At 38.8% G+C, this 22,549-nt stretch carries 18 protein-coding genes and 1 other RNA gene; 16 read left to right on the top strand and 3 right to left on the bottom strand.

Features of this window, described 5'->3' with window-relative positions:
• Positions 1–164 precede the first annotated feature (164 nt).
• Entirely contained in the window at positions 165–773 is a 609-nt protein-coding gene (locus RCJ95_RS19480) for an ankyrin repeat domain-containing protein (RefSeq protein WP_221680669.1), read from the top strand.
• Between the two features lie 366 nt (positions 774–1,139).
• Entirely contained in the window at positions 1,140–2,390 is a 1,251-nt protein-coding gene (locus RCJ95_RS19475) for an MFS transporter (protein WP_221680670.1), read from the top strand.
• 61 nt (positions 2,391–2,451) lie between these two features.
• Here RCJ95_RS19475 and RCJ95_RS19470 read toward each other — a convergent pair whose 3' ends face one another.
• The gene (locus RCJ95_RS19470; protein WP_446722641.1) at positions 2,452–4,308 is read right to left on the bottom strand and encodes a multicopper oxidase family protein; all 1,857 of its coding nucleotides are present in this window, start codon (positions 4,306–4,308) and stop codon (positions 2,452–2,454) included.
• A gap of 320 nt (positions 4,309–4,628) precedes the next feature.
• Here RCJ95_RS19470 and RCJ95_RS19465 point away from each other — a divergent pair, with 320 nt between their 5' ends.
• The 7 genes from RCJ95_RS19465 to RCJ95_RS19435 all read left to right on the top strand — a co-directional run bounded on the left by RCJ95_RS19465 (position 4,629) and on the right by RCJ95_RS19435 (position 11,178).
• A complete protein-coding gene (locus RCJ95_RS19465; protein WP_221680671.1) occupies positions 4,629–6,053 on the top strand; it encodes a tetratricopeptide repeat-containing diguanylate cyclase in 1,425 nt (474 codons plus the stop codon).
• Positions 6,054–6,371: 318 nt separating this feature from the next.
• Positions 6,372–6,854, top strand: a complete 483-nt coding sequence (locus RCJ95_RS19460) for a cell wall elongation regulator TseB-like domain-containing protein (RefSeq protein WP_016994292.1) — start codon at positions 6,372–6,374, stop codon at positions 6,852–6,854.
• 16 nt (positions 6,855–6,870) lie between these two features.
• Positions 6,871–8,064, top strand: a complete 1,194-nt coding sequence (locus tag RCJ95_RS19455) for a pyridoxal phosphate-dependent aminotransferase (protein WP_221680672.1) — start codon at positions 6,871–6,873, stop codon at positions 8,062–8,064.
• Positions 8,065–8,092: 28 nt separating this feature from the next.
• The gene (asnS, locus tag RCJ95_RS19450) at positions 8,093–9,388 is read left to right on the top strand and encodes an asparagine--tRNA ligase (RefSeq protein WP_221680673.1); all 1,296 of its coding nucleotides are present in this window, start codon (positions 8,093–8,095) and stop codon (positions 9,386–9,388) included.
• Positions 9,389–9,465: 77 nt separating this feature from the next.
• Complete coding sequence (locus RCJ95_RS19445; RefSeq protein WP_221680674.1) at positions 9,466–10,194, top strand: DnaD domain-containing protein; 729 nt, start codon at positions 9,466–9,468, stop codon at positions 10,192–10,194.
• A 13-nt stretch (positions 10,195–10,207) separates the two neighbouring features.
• Positions 10,208–10,870, top strand: coding sequence for an endonuclease III (gene nth, locus RCJ95_RS19440; RefSeq protein WP_221680675.1), 663 nt, complete (start codon positions 10,208–10,210; stop codon positions 10,868–10,870).
• On the top strand, positions 10,867–11,178 hold the full coding sequence (locus tag RCJ95_RS19435; protein WP_313149994.1) for a YpoC family protein: 312 nt from the start codon (positions 10,867–10,869) through the stop codon (positions 11,176–11,178). Before nth ends, RCJ95_RS19435 begins: the two co-directional genes overlap by 4 nt.
• Before the next feature lie 149 nt (positions 11,179–11,327).
• On the opposite strand, the gene RCJ95_RS19430 is transcribed toward RCJ95_RS19435, so the two are convergent.
• Complete coding sequence (locus tag RCJ95_RS19430) at positions 11,328–13,991, bottom strand: PBP1A family penicillin-binding protein (RefSeq protein ID WP_446722639.1); 2,664 nt, start codon at positions 13,989–13,991, stop codon at positions 11,328–11,330.
• A gap of 2 nt (positions 13,992–13,993) precedes the next feature.
• On the bottom strand, positions 13,994–14,638 hold the full coding sequence (gene recU, locus RCJ95_RS19425) for a Holliday junction resolvase RecU (RefSeq protein ID WP_221680678.1): 645 nt from the start codon (positions 14,636–14,638) through the stop codon (positions 13,994–13,996).
• Between the two features lie 381 nt (positions 14,639–15,019).
• Between recU and RCJ95_RS19420 the strand changes: the two genes are divergently transcribed.
• The 7 genes from RCJ95_RS19420 to RCJ95_RS19390 all read left to right on the top strand — a co-directional run bounded on the left by RCJ95_RS19420 (position 15,020) and on the right by RCJ95_RS19390 (position 22,548).
• Positions 15,020–15,217 (top strand): hypothetical protein, encoded by a 198-nt coding sequence (locus RCJ95_RS19420; RefSeq protein WP_004225568.1) that lies wholly within the window; start codon positions 15,020–15,022, stop codon positions 15,215–15,217.
• 207 nt (positions 15,218–15,424) lie between these two features.
• Positions 15,425–15,808: a YppE family protein gene (locus RCJ95_RS19415; RefSeq protein ID WP_221680679.1), complete on the top strand. Its 384-nt coding sequence runs from the start codon at positions 15,425–15,427 to the stop codon at positions 15,806–15,808.
• Positions 15,783–18,050 (top strand): DEAD/DEAH box helicase, encoded by a 2,268-nt coding sequence (locus RCJ95_RS19410; protein WP_446722638.1) that lies wholly within the window; start codon positions 15,783–15,785, stop codon positions 18,048–18,050. Before RCJ95_RS19415 ends, RCJ95_RS19410 begins: the two co-directional genes overlap by 26 nt.
• Before the next feature lie 158 nt (positions 18,051–18,208).
• Positions 18,209–19,459, top strand: a complete 1,251-nt coding sequence (locus RCJ95_RS19405; RefSeq protein ID WP_257521766.1) for a ribonuclease H-like domain-containing protein — start codon at positions 18,209–18,211, stop codon at positions 19,457–19,459.
• Between the two features lie 121 nt (positions 19,460–19,580).
• A complete protein-coding gene (gene gpsB / locus RCJ95_RS19400) occupies positions 19,581–19,877 on the top strand; it encodes a cell division regulator GpsB (RefSeq protein WP_004269307.1) in 297 nt (98 codons plus the stop codon).
• Between the two features lie 60 nt (positions 19,878–19,937).
• An RNA gene (gene rnpB, locus RCJ95_RS19395) (RNase P RNA component class B) lies at positions 19,938–20,318 on the top strand.
• A 484-nt stretch (positions 20,319–20,802) separates the two neighbouring features.
• Complete coding sequence (locus RCJ95_RS19390) at positions 20,803–22,548, top strand: GGDEF domain-containing phosphodiesterase (protein ID WP_274772449.1); 1,746 nt, start codon at positions 20,803–20,805, stop codon at positions 22,546–22,548.
• Position 22,549 lies beyond the last annotated feature (1 nt).

The raw sequence follows: 22,549 nt of genomic DNA, 5'->3' as shown, positions 1-22,549 counted from the left end.
CCTAAATGATCTACATTCTTTTTGGTTTTGCTAAACAATGATATCTACAGGATAAGAGAATAAAATAAAGCTTGTAAGACGGAAATGTGAAAGTAATAACATTCTCGCGGTTTATTTCTTTTTAGTCGAAATGAACAATAGGTCAGAGAAATGGAGGAATGAAATTGGTAGATATAAATGTGGTCTCAGAATTTTTAACTGCAGCTGAAGCAGGTGATATTAACGCTCTGAAAGGTTATTTACAACAAGGTGTGGATATTAATTCTCAAAATAAGCGCAAACGTACAGCAATTTTACTTGCTGCAATGAATGATCAATTAGAAACAGTAAAATTTTTGATTCAGGAAGGGGCAGATATTGACCTTCAAGATCAAATTTGTTTGAACCCATTTTTGTATGGATGTATAAATGGAAAGTTAGAGCTTGTGAAAATAATGCTACAAGCAAACACAGATTTAGAGCGTTTAACACGCTTTGGCGGTGTAGGGATTCATCCAGCAAGTGAGAAGGGCTTTGTAGAGGTAGTTCGTGAACTTGTAACGACTACAGACATCAATGTCAACCATACAAATATTTGTGGCTGGACACCATTGATTGAAGCCATTCTCCTCAATGATGGTGGAGAAGAGCAACAAGAAATAGTTCGTCTATTAGTTGAACATGGAGCAGATACACAATTAGTGGATCAATATGGTGTGACACCATTAACAATGGCTAAAGAAAAAGGATTTACTGAAATTGAAAAAATTCTACTAGAAGCAGGAGCGAAATAGTAGTACTCCTACACATAAAGAGGGTGTACATATGATACATGCCAAATCGGGTGATGATTTTCAAATGATGCTCAAAGCCGAAGCCTATCCATTATTTTCAGTGTAGATCGCTATGTTAGTCAGGCAACAACGGCTATGATTGAGCAAATTAAACATTACTTTAAAAGCAAATAGGATGAACAAAAAGGAAAATATAAAAATATGTTCCTTTTTTTGGAGAGTTCACATATACTATTTATAAACCGACAGTCAGTCTAATTTGTAGGGCAAGTTCAAGAAGCTGTAAAGCCTCAACTTGTGCCTACAATTTTTTAACATATTAAATGACCGACTGTCGGTCTAAAAATAATAAGGGGTGTTTTTCATATGGAAATGCTAGTCAAAGAAAAAGGCTTTTCGAAAGATTTTATCATTATGGTAGTTGGGCAAATTATTTCAATTTTAGGCTCTGCACTTTTAAGGTTTGCTCTTTCACTTTTTGTTTTAGATATAACAGGACGGGCAGATCTTTTTGCTGTGCTTTTTGCTATTTCAAGCCTACCTGTTTTACTTACACCATTTGGTGGCGCAATAGCAGATCGTTTTAATCGGCGAAATTTAATGGTCCTATTTGATTTTGTCAGTAGTGGCATTGTATTGATTTTTTTTATTGTATTACTAACAGACAATCATTCTGTGCTATGGATTGGGTCGGTTATGGTGCTTCTTTCATTCATTAGTGCGATGTACACGCCAGCTGTAATGGCTAGTATTCCGCTATTGGTTAGTGAGCAAAAGCTTGAGCAGGCTAATGGGATTGTCAATGGGGTCCAGGCATTAGCGGGGGTGACAGCACCTGTGCTAGGTGGGATTTTATATGGAATGCTCGGCCTCAAACTTCTCGTCATAGTAAGTGGTTTATTATTTTTCATTACGGCTATTGTAGAAATGTTTATGACGATCCCATTTGTGAAACGTAGCTATGATGGTCATTTGGTACCGACATTAATCAAAGACATGAAAGAAGGTTTTACTTATGTGGTGAAGCAAACATTTATTTTAAAATGTACGCTACTTGCTGCTTTATTGAATTTACTATTGACCCCACTTTTTATCGTTGGTGTGCCTATTATTCTTCGTGTCACGATGAAAAGTAGTGATACATTGTATGGAATAGGAATGGGGATTATTGATTTTGCGACGATTTTAGGCGCGTTAACGATGGGTTACTTTGCAAAAAAGCTGCGTATGCACACCCTCTATATTTGGGTATTGGTGTCAGCCTTTTTGGTGATTCCTATGGCTATGTCTGTACTCCCTCACGCCCTTCAAATTGGCTATTATCCCTCGTATAGCTTATTTATTGGGTGTGCGCTTATCATTGCGATGATGATGACGATCATCTCCATTTACGTAATGACCCTTGTCCAAAAAGAAACACCAAATGAACAATTGGGGAAGGTCATGGCGATTATGATGGCAGTATCACAGTGTATGGCACCACTTGGACAGATGGGGTATGGGTTGCTATTTGAGTACTTTCAAGCCAATATCTATATACCAGTCCTGATGATCTCTGTGTGTGTATTATTATTAGCTTTCGTAACGAAAAGAATATGGCGATTGGAGGCCAAGTAAATTGCTAGAACAAAGAAAACCACCTTTTCATTGGTAGTTTTCTTTGTAAAGCGATACCTAGCTAAAATCTTCTGGTTCTACGACGAGGACTATGCCTGTTGGTAGGAGTATTGGTAGGAAGGGTTGGTAACAGTAGCGTTGGCATATGTCGTGTATTATCTCCTATATGAATAGTAATGGATTCCTCTTCATTAGGTAAGGCTACCTTTTCTTCCTCAAGTACTGAGTGTTCTACCTCATTTAATAGTGGTGCTGAAAATTCGCTATGATGGGTAGTACTTGTAGTACTTGTAGTACTTGTAGTACTTGTCGGAGCTGTTGATTCTTGATGTGTTACGGGATGTTCTACTGCTGCATGAGGCTGCTGAACAGCATGGACGTCTTTCATAACGAGAATGGGTCGCATCATATCATGATCCTCATGCTCAAGGAAATGACAATGCCACATATAATTCCCGACATGATCTTTCCAATGCATAATAATTTTTGTAACCTTTCCAGCGTCAGCCTTCACCGTGTCCTTCCAACCTCGCTCATAGTCTCTTGGTTCTTCAGGCGGCCCTGTAAATTGTACGATGCCTTCATTTTGATAGATATCTAAATCAAACGGCCTTCGTTCCAAAATTTTAAATTGAATGAGATGTAGGTGAATAGGGTGGATAAAGGGTGTAGCATTAATAAAGTTCCAGATTTCAACACTATCTAAAGAAGGTTTTTCCGTTGCTGGATCATGGTACATACGATCATTTAATAGCAACATAGGTCGCCCAAATTCATCGGTAGTCGCCGTCAATGGCAGTTGTCTTTCTATATGTGCATGGTGTGGATGTAGATCCATAGAAACGGCAAGTCTTTCTGGAATTTCACTTGTATCTTCACATTTCAAAGGTAAAATTACTCGAAACTGCATAATCACGTTTGTATGTTCATCACTGAAATCGGTATCAGTATTAAGTAAGGTAATCTCCTGTCCAGCACAGCTTGAAAAATCGATAATTACATCCGTGCGTTCAGCTGGCAGCAACTCGACAGATTGGATAAGCTGTGGGGCTGGTAGTAAACCGCCATCTGTACCAATTTGAAACATTGGTTGACCATTGGAAAGACTAATGACATAGCCTCGTCGATTAGATCCATTTAGGAAACGAAATCTATATTTACGTGGCTCTACATCTAAATAAGGCCATAGTTTTCCATTAACCACTATCGTATTGCCAACAAAGCCTGGTGTGATAGAGGGGTGAACAGGCACAGGAAATGGTGGTTCGTCAGGATAAAACAATGAGCCATCCTCATTAAACGATTTATCTTGTATCAAAATCGGATATTCATAGTCTCCACATGGTAAATTAGAGCGTTCCTCAAGGGCATCCCTTAATAAATAAAAGCCTGCTAATCCTGCATAAACATTTAAACGTGTTAAAGCCATGGCATGGTCATGATACCACATGGTAGTGCCAGGCTGATGATTCGTATATTCATGTATTTCCTTATTAAATTTTGGACCAGTATGCCGATAGTCTTTTGTGTACCATGCTTCAGGATGACCATCACTCTGCCAATCCACATTGGCACCATGTAGGTGAGTAACTGTTCTTACTTCTTGTGAATCGTTTGCAGCATGAAGCGTAAAATCTACTGGCAAAAAGTGCTGTAAGGGCAGCTGATTTTTGTATTTCACATAGATAGTTTTATCTTTTGAAGCTTCTATGGTTGGCCCTGGGTAAAGTCCATTATAGCCCCAAATTAATGAGTTTGGAAAATGCTTATGAAAACGATGCTGGCCTTCCATCATGACCAATTCGTAATAATCATTCTTCTGTTGCCCTCTGCTGTATTTTGGTTTGGCGATCATTGGTTTTGGAAGTTCATCTACAAATTTTGGAATCGTTGCTGGATCAGAAGGGTTAATTTGCATACTCACAACATCACATCCCTTTTCGATACTAAAATAGCTAATAAACTCATCATATGGGTAAAAACAACAGGTAACGAGGACAAAAATGGAGAAAAATGTGTAAAGAACATAAAAAAATTAATTACATATTATAGGAATAAAATGATTCATTTTAAAGCAAACAGATGGAAGATTTTAAAACAATCGTCACAAGAGATTTTTGCGTTGTAGGTAATAGTTGGTATCTTACGAAAAAGGGGACGAAGTGAATAAATATGTCTTATAATTGAGAAAGCACAAAGTAAACTGGATGATATGGGGCATGGAGAAGTGATGAAACGGTGGAATTAACATTAGAAGAATTAAATAAAACGATAATGGAGATGCGCACAAAGGGGTATTTAACGAAAGCACTAAAGCTTGCTGATCAAGGTCTTTTAGTCGCATTAGAGAGCAATAACTATGCATATGTCATGGATTTGTACTATCAAAAAATATTAGTTCATCATTCTTTAGGTGACACATTAAGCATGGTTAATCTTATTCATGATTATGAGGCCATTTGTCAAAATTATGGTACGACAAAAGATTTAATGCATTATCATTTAGTGATGTCATTAATCTATGATTTAGTGGGCATCCGTGAAAAAACGGTGGAAATGACGAAGAAATCTATCGCCTATGCACAGGAGCTACAAGATCCTGTCATGCTTGTTCGCTGTCATAATAATCTGTGCTATTTAGAGGTAGAGAAGGGCTGTACAAAGGAAGCACTTCAAGCAGGGCTATTAGCTAGAGAATATAACAAATCTCTTGCTAGAACAATGCCTGAGCTAGCAAAATTACATGATATTCGTATTAATAATAATTTAGCAGATGTGTATATTTTAGAAGGGGATTTTAAAAAGGGGAAGGCATTGCTGGACAGTACTTTATCCTCTGCAATTATTCATCATCATAAACGAGAAAAAGTAGCGGCATTGTTTGGCTACGGTTTTTTATTTGAAAAACAGGAAAAGCTTGAAGAAGCCGTATTCTATTATAAACAAGCCATAGATCTTGCCCAATCTTATGGAGATAAGCCGATAACAAAAAAAGTGATGCGCTTACTGTTAAACGTATTGTATCAATTGGATTGGCGAGATGAAATTTTTGATGTACAGCGTGAATATATTGATCTATCAGAAAAAATGAGTGTTGCAAATTTATTACAACAAGTAATGAACTTGGAATTTAAGCGTCAAAAGGAAAAGCTTGAGATAAAAGCACATTATGATCCATTAACAGGTGTTTTAAATCGTCATTTTTTAGACTATGAGCTACAGGAATGGCTCAATGCAGCCGAAATAGCGCAATCCTATGTATGTATTACGGTTTTGGATGTCGATTATTTTAAACTATTTAACGACACGCATGGTCATTTATTTGGAGATATGATTTTACAGCTTTTAGCTAACAGCTTGAAGGATTTTTTACAGGATGAAGATGTGAAAATTATTCGCTATGGCGGAGATGAATTTATCCTTTGTTTCAGGCATTCGCAAAAGGACTATATCAAAACATTGGTCCATAACACACATGCCTATTTGCTCTCATTAAAGCTCGAACAAGAACAGCAAAGTTATCCTTTAAGGGTTAGTATGGGTGCTTGTGTGAATAATCAGAAAGACTATCAATACAAGGAGCTATTTGAGCAAGCAGATAGCTGTTTATACCAAGCAAAAGCGAATGGCCGTGCTAGCTGTGTGCTATACGAATTATCATAATGACAGGTTCCTATTTACATAGTTAAATAGGAATTTTTCTTGTGATTGGACCATGTTTTTTATGCCCAAAACGAGGCTTCTATGAGGTGGAATGAAATTTACTGTAGTCATCATTTGAAAACGTTGTTCTAGCAACGTACAATATATGAAATTAAGAAACACGACAGCACAAAATTGTTGTATAATGTTGTGGTATGAGGAAAGAAAGCAGGTTGACAAAATGGAAAGCAAAATGAATGGTTACACAGTTATAGACACACACATGCATCAGCTATGTGTTATGCCAAAACAGCTCGATGTGAAACATAAGGTGAATAGATGAAAAACTGGTTAATTTTCATTTCTGTCTTTATTGTTTCGTTGTCACTTGTCATTAGTATTTTAGTACTCTGGAAAGCCGAGGCTCCGTTCCGTTCAATTGAAGAGCAGGCTGAACAGTTGGCACTCGATGCCAAAGCCCTCGCAATTGTATCGGAGTCCTACACATATAATGGCAAACATTCGTATGTTACTGTGTTCGGGGTAGACGAATACGGTGATAAAAAAGCTGTCTTTGTTCCGACGAATCTAGACGAGGATTCCATTCAGGAAGTGTTATTAGAAGATGGTATTACGGAAAAGCAAGCATTATCGGTTTTTAAAAATGAAGGAAATGTACAAAAAGTCCTCCACATGAAATTAGGCTATGAGGAGCCTGGCGCAGTTTGGGAAATTACGTATCTGAACGACCACGACCAGCTCAACTATGTCTATATTCTGTTTAAGGATGGCGACTGGTGGAAGCGCATTACGAATTTATAAGAGGAGTAGATCCCGAATGAAAAATTTATTAGCAACACGTGTAAAAACTTTAACACCATCTTCAACATTAGCGATTACTGCAAAAGCAAAAGCATTGAAAGAGCAAGGTATTGATGTTATTGGTCTTGGAGCTGGTGAACCAGACTTTAATACACCTCAAAATATTTTAAATGCTGCCATTGATTCAATGGAAAAAGGTTATACAAAATATACACCCGCTGGCGGACTTCCAGTTCTGAAAAAAGCCATTATTGATAAGCTTCAACGCGACAATAACCTTACTTATCAGCCAAATGAAATCATTGTTGGTGTAGGGGCAAAGCATATTTTATACACGCTATTCCAAGTGATTTTAAATGAAGGCGACGAGGTTATTATTCCTATTCCTTATTGGGTGTCTTATCCAGAACAAGTGAAATTAGCTGGCGGCGTACCAGTTTATGTTGAAGGTACACGTGAACAAAGCTATAAAATTACAGCGGATCAACTGAGAGCAGCTGTGACAGACAAGACAAAAGCAGTGATTATAAATTCTCCTAGTAACCCATCAGGGATGATTTATTCTCGTGAAGAGCTTGCAGAACTTGCTGCTGTTGCAGAAGAAAAAGATATTTTAATCGTGTCAGATGAAATTTATGAGAAGCTTGTATACAATGGTATTGAGCATTTTTCAATTGCACAACTTTCTGATGCAGTGAAAGCACGTACAATCGTTGTTAATGGTGTGGCAAAATCTCACTCTATGACAGGCTGGCGTATTGGATATGCTGCAGGTGACGCAGACATTATTAAAGCAATGACTGACCTTGCATCACACTCAACATCTAATGCGACAACAACAGCACAATATGCAACTGTGGAGGCGTATAATGGCTCTCAGGATACGGTAGAGGAAATGCGTCAGGCATTTGAATCTCGTCTTGAAAAAATTTACCCACAGTTAAGTGCTATTCCTGGCTTCCATGTATTAAAGCCACAGGGTGCATTCTACCTATTACCAGACGTAGCAGAAGCTATGGCTCACACTGGCTATGATTCAGTAGATGCATTTGCTGCGGATATTTTAACAGAAGCAAACGTAGCAGTGATTCCAGGCTCTGGCTTCGGTACACCAACTACTATGCGATTATCTTATGCTACATCTTTAGACTTATTAGAAGAGGCAGTCCGTCGTATTGATACATTCGTAAAATCAAAATGGCAAGACTAATCCTTCTAGTCAACTTTGGAGGATTTCTATGAAAAAAATTATGATTAAAGATATGCCACAGCATATCGGTGAAACAGTCAAAATTGGCGCTTGGTTAGCCAATAAACGTTCAAGCGGAAAAATCGCGTTCCTACAGCTTCGTGATGGCTCTGGCTTTGTACAGGGCGTTGTAGTGAAAGAAGAAGTAGGCGAAGAAATTTTTGCTACGGCAAAAGGGATGACACAAGAAACTTCTATGTATGTGATTGGTGAGGTGAAAGCTGACGAACGTTCAAGCTTTGGCTGTGAGCTTGCTATTACTGGTATCGAGGTACTACATGCAGCAACAGATTTCCCAATCACACCAAAAGAACATGGTCCAGAATTCTTAATGGATAACCGTCATTTATGGCTGCGCTCCCGTAAACAACATGCCATTATGAAAATTCGTAATGAAATTATTCGCGCTACTTACGAATTTTTCAATAACAACGGTTTTACAAAAATGGACCCACCAATTTTAACAGGTTCTGCGCCTGAAGGTACTTCAGAGCTGTTCCATACAAAATATTTTGATGAAGATGCTTATCTATCTCAATCTGGTCAGCTATACATGGAAGCTGCTGCGATGGCTTTAGGAAAAGTATTCTCATTCGGTCCAACTTTCCGTGCTGAAAAATCTAAGACTCGTCGTCATTTAATCGAGTTTTGGATGATTGAGCCTGAAATGGCATTCGTAGAGTTTGAAGAAAATTTAGAAGTACAAGAGCAATATGTAGCGCATATCGTACAATCTGTACTTGCAAACTGCAAATTAGATTTAGAGCGACTTGGCCGTGATACATCAACACTTGAAAACATTAAAGCGCCATTCCCTCGAATTTCTTATGATGATGCGATTAAGCTTTTACACGAACAAGGCTTCGACGATATTGAGTGGGGCGATGATTTTGGTGCGCCACATGAAACAGCGATTGCGAATTCATTTGACAAACCAGTATTTATTACTTGTTACCCAGTAGGCATTAAACCGTTCTATATGCAACCACACCCAGATCGTGATGATGTTGTATTATGTGCTGATTTAATTGCACCAGAGGGTTACGGAGAAATTATTGGTGGTTCTGAGCGAATTCATGACTACGATTTATTAAAATCACGTCTGGAAGAGCATAACCTATCATTAGAGGCCTATGCTTGGTATTTAGAGCTTCGCAAACATGGCTCTGTCCCACATTCAGGTTTTGGTCTTGGGTTAGAGCGAACTGTAGCATGGATTTCAGGCACAGAGCATATCCGTGAAACAATTCCATTCCCACGTTTACTAAACCGCTTATATCCATAAGCTAATCAATTTAAAAGTCGCGTAGTGAACTATCTACGCGGCTTTTCTACTTACTTAAAGAAGGAGTCTGGAGAATAATGAACATAAATAATCATCGGCTCCGTACATGGACTGAGCAGAGAATGGTTCCCATTCCTCAGCTTTTTTTTCAGTTTTATAAGGAGTTAAATATGGAGGATGAAGAGGCACTGATTGTCATGCATTTATTGGCCTTTCATATGGAAGAGAATGACTTCCCAACACCTAATGATCTAAAAAATCGTCTCACAATGTCTGATAATGATATCACATCACGTTTACAGCGATTAATGCAAAAGGGTTTTCTTGAAATTACACGAGATGTCGACGCGGGCGGCAAGCTATATGAAAAGTATTCCGTATACCCGCTATGGGAGCGCATTTTACAGATGATCGATATGAAAGAGCAGCAACAAACGGCAGTGACACTTCAACAAGAAGAAGGAGAGATATTCCGTCTTTTTGAAGAGGAAATGGGGCGTCTTTTATCTCCTTTAGAACTTGAAAAAATTGGATGTTGGCTTGATGAGGACAAGCATAGTCCCGCACTCATCAAAGAGGCGCTAAAGGAGGCTGTCTTTGCTGGGAAACTGAGTATTCGCTATATTGATCGCATTTTATTAGAATGGAAAAAGAAAAATATTACAACACCACAAGCCGCACAAAAGCAAAGTGAACAGTTCCGTGAGAAACAGACATTTAACAGAGCACCAGCTCGAACAGTTCAACAAGAAACGCAATCAACGGGGAGAGTTCCATTTTATAATTGGTTGGAAGAAAGAGAATAGGGGGGCATCCAGTTTGTTATCGAAAAAACAGTGGGAGCATTGTCTAGAAGAAATGGATCGAATGTTTCCGGACGCACATTGTGAGCTCGTTCATGATAATGCTTTTGAGCTAACAATTGCCACATTATTATCTGCGCAATGTACAGATGTACTTGTCAATAAAGTAACGAAAACCTTATTTCAAAAATATAAAACACCAGAAGATTATTTAGCTGTTTCTATAGAGGAATTGCAACAGGATATTCGCTCTATTGGCCTTTATCGCAATAAGGCGAAGAACATTCAGGCTCTATGTCAACGTTTACTAGATGAGTACGATGGTGAAATCCCTGCAACACGTGAAGCCTTGGTGACGTTACCAGGTGTAGGACGAAAAACGGCCAATGTTGTGCTTTCAGTAGCCTTCGATATTCCAGCACTTGCAGTGGATACCCATGTGGAGCGAGTATCCAAACGCCTAGGGCTCTGTCGATGGAAAGATTCGGTGCTTGAAGTGGAAGAAACGATTATGAAGAAAACGCCAATGGAGAAATGGTCAAAAACGCATCACCAATTAATTTTCTTTGGACGTTATCATTGTAAGGCCCAAAATCCTGGATGCCGTACTTGCCCTTTACTGGACGATTGTCGTGAAGGGCAAAAGCGTTTAAAGAAAGGCCTGGTGAAGGAAGCGTGAATAGTGAAGCCATTGCAAAAGAAAAGGTTGATGCATGGTTTGCCCAATGGACTTCTCTACAAGCCGCTATCCATACAGCACATGATGCAAGAAATGGACTGGCAAAAGGGCTAATGGAAGATGCCATCGAGCTATTTGAACAACTTGTGCAAGCTGCAGGCGATGAAGTGCTACCGATTAATGGTGTTGAGCGACTAGCCTTTATTAAAGCTAAGCCAGGTCAATATGCATGCTATCGTCAACTAGATGAGCTATTTAAAGAAACGAAAAAGCGCGCAGCACGACTGCGAATTCAAGCTAATGGATAGAACAGGTAAAGTGAAGGATAGGACGCGAAAAGTGACGGATAGACCGTGTAGAGTGGCGGATAGATCGTCAAAACTGACGGATAGCCTCAGAGCCTTCATCAATAAAAAAACCGAGAAGCAGTTCATTCACTGCTTCTCGGTTTTTTTCTTTATTCTGAGCTTTGGTCTTCTTCATTTGGGTTGGTAGGCTCGGTAGGAGGTGTTGGCTGCTGATTTCCATCATTATTGCCATTGTTTCCACCGTTGCCGTTATTTCCATGCCCATTGCCATTCCCGTTATTATTGTTGTTATTGCCGTTGTCGCCATTGCCATTATTGTTATTACCTTGATCATTGTCCTCTTGATCAGGATCAATCGGTAAATCAATATCTGGTTCATCTGGATCTTCCGTTTCCAAATCTTCCTCAGGGGTACTTGTGATCTGGAAGGTAGTTGTCCCAGGCTCACTGCGTGTGCCGTCTACAATGGCTACGACAGAGATTGTATAGTTACCATCTTCAAGCGTGTTAGCAACAGTTAAGCCTTTCGTGTCTGCTGTGCCAAGGATAACCGTTTCTCCACCTTCACGTGTGGCAGAAACTTCAAATGAAGTTGGTAATGGTTCATCGGTTTCTGGATTTAGGATGGCATCATGTTCCCAAGAAATATTGATCGACTGTGCTCCTAAATCTAAGCTTGCTGAAACATTATAAGGTGTAGATAGCTCTGGCGCCTCATAGACCTCAGAAACCTCTGTTGGTTCAGTTCCGCGAACGAATAACTCTGTTTGACGTAGTTCGCTAGGTGTATAGTCACTTGCCAATCTTAAAGGATTAGAGCCTACTTCCACCGTTGCTTCTACAACTGTACTTGGCTTTTTGAAGCTAGCTGTCTCAACATTTGCTGAAATCTCTTGCATAATTGTCTTAAATAGGTTTTGTGGTAATCGACGTTCTTCCCACGTTGTAATTGGATCAAAGTGTTTTTCATAGCCACTCCATATAGCGATGGAATAGTTAGTTGTGTAACCAGCAAACCATGAATCTGGCACACTTGTATTCGGTAAATTATATTTGTTAAAGTCTTCTGCTGAATAGTTAGTTGTACCTGTTTTACCTGCGATATCTAAGCCAGGCACATTGGCTGCAGTTCCTGAGGCATCAGGCTTATTGCCGACTACATCACGTAGCATGTCTGTTACCATGTAAGCCGTATAATCATTCATAGCCACTTTAGACTCAGGTGTATAGTTTTTAGACGTTTTACCATCACGATAAACAATTTTTGTAATCGAATGCGGATCTGTATAGACCCCGTTATTACCGAAAGCAGCATAGGAAGCTGCCATTTGAATAGGGGAGATAGTAATAGCACCACCACCAATTGCATCGGACTCATAGAGGTTTTCTGTTTCTATCCCTAAACGTCCAACAAATTCCTTGGCTTTTTCAGTGCCAACCTCCTGTAATGCTTTAACAGCTGGAACGTTTCTTGAAGCATATAATGCTTTACGTGCAGTCATGGCACCCATATATCTGCCATCCCAGTTTGTGATTGTTTGCTTTGTGCCTGTATAGTTCATTGGTTCGTCGACAAGTGTTTGACCTGTAGACCATTTTAAATATTCAATTGCTGGCCCATAGTCGACTAACGGTTTCATTGTGGAACCTGGTTGATTATTTGTTAAGTCCTCGGCATAATTCCAGCCACGTTCTGCACCATATTTACGACCGCCACCAACGGCTTGAATGGCACCAGTTTTTGTATCAACGACCGCCACACCTGACTGAATTTCTTCAGTTGGGAAATTACTATCATCATTCATGACATTCTCTACAACTTGTTGAGCATTTGGATCAAGTGTCGTATAGACTTTGATTCCTTCTGCCATTGCCGAACCATCACCATTATTTTCTAATTCATTAATAACAATATCCAGGAAGGCATCATATTTGGAACCTGCAAATGATTGACGTGTTGCATCATCCGCTAAACCTGATTGAACTTCTGCTTTTTTTGCTTCTTCCATTTCGGCTTTAGAAATTTTTCCGTGTTGATACATTAATCCTAAAACGGTATTACGTCGTTTTTTTGCAAGCTCAGGGTTTTTTAATGGATTATACGCATTTGGTCGTTGCACTAACCCTGCTAATAATGCTTCTTCATCTAATGTTAAATCTTTTAATTCTTTACCATAGAAGTATTGTGCGGCTGTGCCGAAGCCATAGATACGACCTGACATAAGCATTTTGTTGAAGTACATTTCAAAAATTTCTTCTTTTGTATACTTACGCTCTAATTGGAAGGCAAGCCATGCTTCCTGTGCTTTACGCTTTAATTTCTTCTCGTTTTGTAAAAATGAGTTTTTAACTACTTGCTGTGTTAAAGTCGATGCACCTTGCGCACCAAAGCCATCACGGAAGTTTGCAAGGATTGCACCGCCTAGACGATAAAAATCCATCCCATGATGCTCAAAAAAGCGTACATCTTCTGTAGCCAGAATCGCATTGATCATATCTTCAGGTATATCTTCATATTTTATATATTTACGGTTTTCAGCACCGATTGTTGCAAATAATTCACCGTTTTTATCGTAGAACTCTGAAGAAACAGGATCTTTCAGTAATTCTTCATCGAGCTCTGGAGCCGTGCTTGCATAGAAGGCAAATAATGCAGCTCCTCCAATTAAGCCTGCTACACCGATTGCTAAGACTGTTAAAAAAATGCGTTTAAACCATGACTTAGCGGATGAGGCTGGTTTCGTTTTTTTATTTTTATTTTTTTCAGCGAGAGCTTTTTGATGCTCTCCACGTGTTCGACGACGTTCAGTCATTCTTATTTCTCCTCACTTTCAGACCCGTAGCATTTTGCATCAATCAATTGTTGGATAATGGGTAAATAATCGATACGCGGATAATAGCTCGTGGGAATTTCATATGCCTCTTCTTCGATAATCGAAAAGGGTATCGATTTACGATTGCCATTTTCCATTGCTTGCCAGGCCTTTTGTAAAACTTTGTATGGCACAATAAAATATCGTTCAAAAGCAGAAAAACGAACGATAATAAAAGCCACACCATTTTGTTCCGTCACTTGCTGCATATGTGTCATTTGATGCTCATGAATATTTTTTAAGGGGAAACTTGTTTTGGAAGCAGTTTCCTTTGCATCAAAATCTATATAATGCCCTTCCCAAACACCATTGTAGTCGGTTGTAGAGGGTGTTCGAAAATAAGCTTCACGAATGACAGCAGCACTTCGTGAAGGGTACTCTACTTTGACGATTTGCACAGGAACAGGTTTCTTATGAATGATAGCAAGTCGTCTTTTTATATAATAGTCGTTTGCTTCATTAATTTCATCTTCTAGCGTCTTCCCACGATTACTAAAAGATAAATCTTTGTTTTTGCTCTTTTTTTCTGTTTTCTGTACAGAAGCATTTGGGGTATACAATTTCCCGTTTGGATAACGAATTGTCATTAAGCTCACCCTTTACCTTACTGCTTTTCTATCCACTAGTTTACCATGTTTTAATAGCTGTTCTCTACCTCAATCATTCATGAAATTGTTACTAGAATAGTAGAAAACAAATGGTAAGTAGGAATAATTTGCGTCGAAAAATCGCCAGCTTTATTCTTACTAGAATCGCCAAAATAACTGATAAATTTAAGTAGGTCATTGGGATGAAAATATACTCACACAGTGACCTTTCATTCATGACGATTTTTTTTGTCAGAGGTTCACTATTAAAATTTTATCGAAAATCTTCTTCTTTCAGCTAACTTACGCTTATTTTGTCACGCATGAAGGTAATTCTATACATACGAGGAATACTAAAGTTAAAGCAAAGGAGGCGTTATTTTGAACAAGTTAGAACAATTAGTTGCGCAGTTAGATCTGGTCAATCAATTACTTTTCACGAGAGTGTCGCTGGAAAACAATGCTCATAGTTTGCATTTTTTTATGCAACTTAAAGCGGTTAGCCAGAAAGTAAGCTTAGCAGAAAAGAACTGGCAAGTAAAGAATGCTTGTTCGCCTATTAGTAGTGAAAAATCATAGACTTTGGTACACTTATCTCATAAGCAATTGAACTAACGCAATAGCATGAAGATTGAGACATTATTTTCCACAAAGGTGTGGTAAATAGGTGTCATAAACAGTGATATTTCCATTGCTGACGTGCAAAACAAAACATACTCACCATGTATATGCCGTCACTATGAAATATATTTGCTATGTGTAATTGTTGAGAGATGAGGTGCAAAATTGTTAGTTATCCAGCAAACATCCAAATTAATAGATGAATGTGATCAGTGTGTTTCACGTTTTTGGCAAATGCGTGAGGAAGATCGGACACCTGATTTTTTTCAAGAGGTAAAGCCACATGCAGATGAAATCCATCAATTTTTGAAGGAATGGCAGCAAGAAGCCAATAAATGGATTCAAAAAAATCGACCAAAATACATGCATACGCAACAAATTGCTTCAGTCGTTGAATCGATGGAGCAATTTGTTGTGCAATCTTTTTATAAAGAAACAAGTAAAAAACGTTTTTTAGATGCCATTCATTCTACTTCCTATACTTTGAAAATATTTGAACGATTAGTTAAGGAGGGAGAGAAGGATGCTATCGAAGAAACGAACGATTAGTGAGCTTTTACATGAGTGGAGATATGATGAAGAACTTAAAGAGCGTATCCTGCATTGGCAAACATTAGAAGGGCGTCCAGCTAACTATGCACCATTTCCTAGGAATTTACACCCCTCTTTAGTGAAAGCTCTACAGACAAGGGGTATTGAGCAGCTTTATACCCATCAGCGAGAGGCATTTGATTTGGCACAGAGTGGTACGTCTTTTACTGCGGTTACACCAACTGCTTCAGGTAAATCCTATTGCTATCATCTGCCAGTGCTACAAAAAATAATGGAGGATAAAAATGCACGTGCCATTTATTTATTTCCAACAAAGGCACTGGCACAGGACCAGAAAAATGATTTGAATGAACTTATTGAGCAAAGCGGTGAGGAGATTTTAAGCTATACCTATGATGGAGATACGGCTCCAGGCATTCGCCAAAAGGTTCGTAAGGCAGGGCATATCGTGATGACGAATCCTGATATGCTTCATTCAGGGATTTTGCCGCATCATACAAAATGGGTTTCACTTTTTGAAAATCTACAATATATTGTGATTGATGAATTGCATACATACAAAGGTGTGTTTGGTTCCCATGTGGCGCATGTTATTCGGAGATTAAAAAGAATTTGTGAGTTTTATGGGAGTAAACCTGTGTTTATTTGTACATCCGCTACCATAAAAAATCCTAAAGAGCTTGCTGAGTTGCTAACGAATGAATCACACATGCTCATTGCTGATTCGGGTGCTCCAGTTGGTAAGAAAACCTTTCTTTTTTACAATCCGCCGATTATTCATAAAACATTTGGCGTGCGTAGAAGTGCTGTATTAGAGGTAAGTGATTTAGCTAAGAGGTTGTACACGGCTGGCATTCAATCCATTATTTTTGCCAAAAGCCGGGTACGCGTAGAAATGATTGTAACCTATTTAAAGGAACTTACACGTAATAAGCTGCTCGATGAATCTGTACGTGGCTATCGAGGTGGGTATCTGCCATCTGAGCGACGTGTCATCGAAAAAGGCTTGCGTGATGGGACAATCCAAACAGTAGTTAGCACCAATGCATTAGAATTAGGTGTCGATATCGGTCAATTACAAGCATGTATTATGACAGGTTACCCAGGAAATATTGCGAGTGCTTGGCAGCAAGCAGGACGTGCAGGGAGACGTCAGGATGAAGCATTGATTATTTATGTTGCGCAATCTTCCGCGTTGGACCAGTATGTGGTCAATCATCCACTATTTTTACTAGGCAGTACACCAGAGGAAGCACGTATTTATCCAGAAAATATGCTGATTTTAATGGATCATTTGAAATGTGCTGCCTTCGAGCTACCTTTTTCAACAGGCGATATGTATGGAGAATATGACATACAGGAATTGTTGGAATATTTAGCAGAGGAAGGGGTAGTTTTTAAGACGAGTGATAAATGGCATTGGATGAGTGATCGTTTCCCGGCGCATGATATTAGCCTACGTTCAGCGTCACAAGAAAATGTAGTCATTATTGATCTTACTATTCCTGCACAGACAAAGGTTATTGGTGAAATGGATCGACATAGTGCCATGACACTCTTGCATGAAGAAGCCATTTACTTGCACCAAGGTATTCAGTTCCAAGTAGAGAAGCTTGACTGGGAAGAAAAGAAAGCCTATGTACGTGAAGTAGATGTTGATTACTATACAGATGCCAATCTAGCAGTTGAAATGAAAGTTTTAGAGGAAGATCGTAGCCGTTCATATGCAGGTGGTACAATTTGCTTTGGCGATGTTGGCTTAGTTGCACAAGCAACGATTTTCAAGAAAATACGCTTCGGCACACATGACAATATTGGCTCAGGACCTATACATTTGCCACCAGATGAAATGCATACAAGTGCTTCGTGGCTATCGTTTACTGCACCAGATAAATGGACAGAGGAAGAGCTAACAGATGCTATGACTGGGGTAGCCTACGCGATGAATGCCTTCATTCCTTTGTTTATTCAGTGTGATAGTAGTGATGTAGCCGTTGTACCGCAGGTGAAGGCCACACATAATGAGCGGCCAACGTTTTTTGTCTATGATAAGTACCCTGGTGGCATCGGCTTAAGTGAAAAAGTATATGAACTATGGGAAGAGCTAATCATGAAAACATATGAGCATGTTACAAATTGTGCATGTGAATCGGGCTGTCCTTCCTGTATTGGGGCACAAGAATCATTGCTTCAAACAAAAGGAAAGGTAGCTAAATTACTGCAACAATTAATGGCATAGTAAACTGAGGGTGAGGAACACCAATATGTTCTTTCACCCTCTTGTTTGTATTCATGGTAAATCGATTTTCAATGAAGAATATTTTGAATGAGGTTAACAATCATGATACTCTTGCAAGAGAGATGTCTTATACAATAAGCAGAAAATGAGTGAAATTCATGTCTTACGAAAATAAAATATTACAAATGAAAAAAATGCTGGGAAAAAAAACGATGTCCGCTAAACAAAAAGTTGAAGAACCAGCGTTCCAAAAACCTGCTAGGCCAAGCTATACAGAGCAATGGAAACAGGCGGGATTAACGGTTGTTGAAAATGATTTCGGCATCGTATTTAAGCGTCAGGTAAGCTATCCGTTTAGCTATCAGCATGGACATTATCAACTGCAATCATTCTTTGAAGCCCTGAAAAAATGGCAAGATGCTGAGTTTGAGCATCCGTATGCGCTCGATATGGAAGAGTCCGTCTTATTTTTTGACACGGAAACAACAGGTTTAAAGGGTGTTGGGACCCATATTTTTTTGCTTGGATTTTTAGAGGTAGCTGAAGAATCCTTTATCCTCACACAATATATTATGGCAGATCCTGCACATGAAGCAGCCTTCTTATTTGAATCCAAGCTTTGGCAAAAGTCAGCTACTGTGATTACCTATAATGGGAAAAGCTTTGATTGGCCACAGCTTGAAACACGATGGACATTGCATCAAAAAACCTTACCAAAATTACGCTCTCAGCGACAGATCGATTTGTTGCATAGTTCGAAGCGTTTATGGAAAAATGATATGGAGCGCTTAAAATTAAAATCTGTTGAGGAAGAAAAGCTTGGTTTTTCGCGTAAAGGGGATATTCCAGGCCATCTCGCACCTATTATTTATTTGGATGCAGTGAAAAGTGGCATTCCAGATGCTCTTATAAAGGTTTTGCACCATAATGAGTGGGATTTACTATCACTTATCACACTGTATAGTCATTCTACGTATTTATTGTTCGAGCAGGACCATGAAGAATCGGCAAAAACTTTCACCAACATTGGGAAATGGTATGGTGATTTAAGAGAAAGCACACAAAGTGTGAGGATTTTAGAAAAGGTGACATCGAAATTTGATGCACTAGAAGCGGGTCATGCTCAATATTATTTAGCTTTGCAGCACAAGAAAAATAAACGCTATAGTGAAGCTATTGACTCATTCGTGGCCTCCCTTCATTTTGTTGAAGCAAGAACAAAGTTACATGCCCTTGAGCAGCTAGCCATACTTTATGAGCACCAAATGAAGGATTATGAGCAGGCCCTTTATTATACGCAAGAAGGCATACGTCTCATTCAAAATAATGGGCAATGGAGAGTAGAACAAAAACAAAAATGGGAAATTTCTTGGGAAAAGAGACTACACAGATTAGGAAATAAGAAATAAATTCTTGGGTAAGCGCGTGAAACGACAAGTTTAGCCTTACAATTAGTATTTTCAGACGATATAATGTGATGAAGTATGCTATAATGTATTCGTGTATGTAGTGTGAGGAAGGGCGATGTGAATGGACATTAAATTAACGTCAAAAATGATCCTTGAAAAGGAATTTAAAAAGAACTTTAAAGGCTACAATGTAGAAGAAGTAGATTCTTTTCTTGATGAAATTATTCAAGACTATGAAACGTTTGAAAAAGTGGTGGCCCAACTACGTGAAGAAAATAGACAGTTAAAAGAAGAAATTGAAAGCACACCTAAGAGACAACCGGTTGCTTCAGCGGCAGCTGGTACAACGAATTTTGATATTTTAAAACGTCTTTCTAATTTAGAAAAACATGTATTTGGTAGCAAGCTGTACGAATAAATTTAGTTAATTATATTGTATTTAACATAAAACTCTAGTATAATCTTTCGTATCATCACGAAATTCTGGTAATCGCTGCGGCGCTAGACGTCGTAGAGGAAAGTCCATGCTCGCACGGTTCTGAGATGACCGTAGTGTTCGTGCTTACTGAAAAAATAAGGTAAGGCAGCTATTAAGGCTGACGGCGGAAGGAAGACCTAAGTCCTCTGGATATGGTTGACACTTCCTGAAAGTGCCACAGTGACGAAGCTTGCTTGGAAACTTGCAAGGTGGAACGAGGTAAACCCCACGAGTGAGAAACCCAAATTATGGTAGGGGCACTCTCTAGAAGGAATTGAACGGATAGAGGGACAGAGTTTGCTCTGTAGATAGATGATTACCACCTGATCGTACGAGGCGCAAGCTGTTTGAGTACTCAGGAACAAAACATGGCTTATGGAATTTTTTGATGCTTATCTACGAAATAACAAGCGCTCTCCAATTCGGTGGAGAGCTTTTATTTTGAATTCATGAGGAAAAAGTAACCTTGTTAATCAAGTCTTGGTATGCGCTATACGTTTGAGAAGTATCGCTACCGCTTCTAAGTCACAACATCTGAAAACGGTTATCGCATCAATGTGATGTATTGATCTTGACTGCTCACATATTTTGTAATGTAAGCAAACGCCAGGAATAACAACCACCTCTTTAAATGGTTTATCAGTTGAAGGTGTATGGTTACCTGTTTATCAAGAGAATGCCTTGGCGATTGTCATAGATTTACTTGAGGCGCTTTTCGAGCAAGTTCGAAAAATCTGGACGCATTCATTGCACGAAAGAGAAGCGTCAGTGACAATTACACCGAGCGTAATAGATTACATAGTGGTTGGCCTGACGTAAATGCCCTTCTGAGAGGGAGTATAGAGAGATAGGATGGAGCGGAAACATGAACGGAGTAAACAATTGGGAAAGTACGGATAAACTGAAACTGATATCTAAATATCCGACTACCTTAATACTTAAAATCTTCGAAAATGTATCTGAAGGTATCATGATTACTGATGAATACAAAAAAATAGTAATGGTTAATCCTGCCTTTGAATTTGTGACAGGCTATACATGTGACGATGTGGTTGGAAAAACGCCAGCCGTTTTACAATCTGGTGTACATGAATTGCCGTTCTATTTAGAGATGTGGGAGCAGATACGACAAGAAGGCATTTGGCAAGGTGAGATATGGAATCGTCGTAAAACTGGAGACGTATATCCTGAATGGTTAACAATTGTTTGTGTAACCAACGATGAGGGTGAGGTTACAAATTACTGTGGTATTTTCACAGATTTGTCTGAAAGAAAAATAGTAGAAAATGAATTAGAAAAGCGTTTGCTCACGGATTCATTAACAGATGTATCCAATCGTTTTGCCTATATCGAAAGAATGGATAATCTCTTGGAATCGACTTCTGCTATTTCTCATTCAGTGCAGCATGCGATCTATTTCTTAGATTTGGATCGATTTAAGCAAATTAATGATACATTAGGCCATGCTGTTGGAGATTCAATTTTAATAGAAGTAGCAAATCGACTAAAAAAATTACTGAAAAATAAAGATATTATTGCAAGATATGGCGGAGATGAATTCGTCATTACATTAACGAATGTGAAAAATGTTAAAGAGGCTGCAAAATTCGCTGAACAAATTATTAGTAGTATTGAACAGCCAATGATGATAAATGATCAGGAAGTTTTTATTTCAACGAGTATTGGTATTAGCGTTTATCCAGTTGATAGTAAAAACACAGAAGAACTGATCAATTGTGCAGATAGAGCGATGACTTATTCAAAAAAGAATGAATTAAACGGCTATTCCTTCTATTTTGATGAGCTGCAAACAGACGCACAACGAGTGCTATTGCTAGATTCTGAGTTAAGAAGAGCAATAGAAAATCGTGAATTTGAGCTACATTTTCAGCCAAAGATTTCTATGGAAAATGAGCAAATTCAAGGTTTAGAAGCACTAGTCCGCTGGAATAGCGAGAGGCTAGGCTTTGTTTCACCTGCTGAGTTTATCACTTATGCGGAGGATACAGGTCTAATCATTCCATTAAGTGAGCTCATTATCGAAAAAGCATGTGAGGCAGTCATTCAAATGCGACAATATGGTTGGAAAACACCTGTCGCCATTAATATCTCGAGCATTCACTTTAAACAGCAGAATTTTTTGGAGTCGATCCAAACAATATTAGAGCGCTATAATATGCCAGCTAACAATTTTGAAATAGAAGTGACAGAGCGAACGGTGATGAACAGTGCCAATGAGACAGTTAGTAAATTGGTTCGTTTAAAACAATTAGGCTTTAAAATCTCAATCGATGACTTTGGGACTGGCTATTCATCCTTAAGTTATTTAGTTCGCTTCCCATTAGATTGTTTAAAAATTGATCGTAGCTTTATCCAGCATATTGGATCACTCGATGAAAAACAGGCAGTTGTAGATGCGATTATTCAAATGTCCCATCGCTTAAAAATGAAAGTTGTTGCTGAAGGTGTAGAACAAGCACAACAAGTGGATATACTACGTAAAATGAACTGTGATATAATCCAAGGCTATTATTACAGCAAACCACTCCCATTAAACGAATTGATGGAGTTTATGGAGTATTGGGAAATTGAGCATCAAGGAAGGAAATAAT

This window comes from Lysinibacillus sp. BSL11 (genome assembly GCF_052928325.1).
Note: the sequence above shows the minus strand (reverse complement) of the source record. Positions and strands in the feature narration are given on the sequence as shown.

What these genes read in the sequence shown, in the direction of transcription:
- RCJ95_RS19475 (WP_221680670.1), top strand. Translation starts at nt 1,140, where the DNA reads ATGGAAATGCTAGTCAAAGAAAAAGGCTTTTCGAAAGATTTTATCATT.
- RCJ95_RS19470 (WP_446722641.1), bottom strand. Translation starts at nt 4,308, where the DNA reads ATGCAAATTAACCCTTCTGATCCAGCAACGATTCCAAAATTTGTAGAT.
- RCJ95_RS19460 (WP_016994292.1), top strand. Translation starts at nt 6,372, where the DNA reads ATGAAAAACTGGTTAATTTTCATTTCTGTCTTTATTGTTTCGTTGTCA.
- RCJ95_RS19455 (WP_221680672.1), top strand. Translation starts at nt 6,871, where the DNA reads ATGAAAAATTTATTAGCAACACGTGTAAAAACTTTAACACCATCTTCA.
- asnS (WP_221680673.1), top strand. Translation starts at nt 8,093, where the DNA reads ATGAAAAAAATTATGATTAAAGATATGCCACAGCATATCGGTGAAACA.
- RCJ95_RS19445 (WP_221680674.1), top strand. Translation starts at nt 9,466, where the DNA reads ATGAACATAAATAATCATCGGCTCCGTACATGGACTGAGCAGAGAATG.
- RCJ95_RS19430 (WP_446722639.1), bottom strand. Translation starts at nt 13,991, where the DNA reads ATGACTGAACGTCGTCGAACACGTGGAGAGCATCAAAAAGCTCTCGCT.
- recU (WP_221680678.1), bottom strand. Translation starts at nt 14,638, where the DNA reads ATGACAATTCGTTATCCAAACGGGAAATTGTATACCCCAAATGCTTCT.
- RCJ95_RS19410 (WP_446722638.1), top strand. Translation starts at nt 15,783, where the DNA reads ATGCTATCGAAGAAACGAACGATTAGTGAGCTTTTACATGAGTGGAGA.
- RCJ95_RS19405 (WP_257521766.1), top strand. Translation starts at nt 18,209, where the DNA reads ATGTCTTACGAAAATAAAATATTACAAATGAAAAAAATGCTGGGAAAA.
- gpsB (WP_004269307.1), top strand. Translation starts at nt 19,581, where the DNA reads ATGGACATTAAATTAACGTCAAAAATGATCCTTGAAAAGGAATTTAAA.
- RCJ95_RS19390 (WP_274772449.1), top strand. Translation starts at nt 20,803, where the DNA reads ATGAACGGAGTAAACAATTGGGAAAGTACGGATAAACTGAAACTGATA.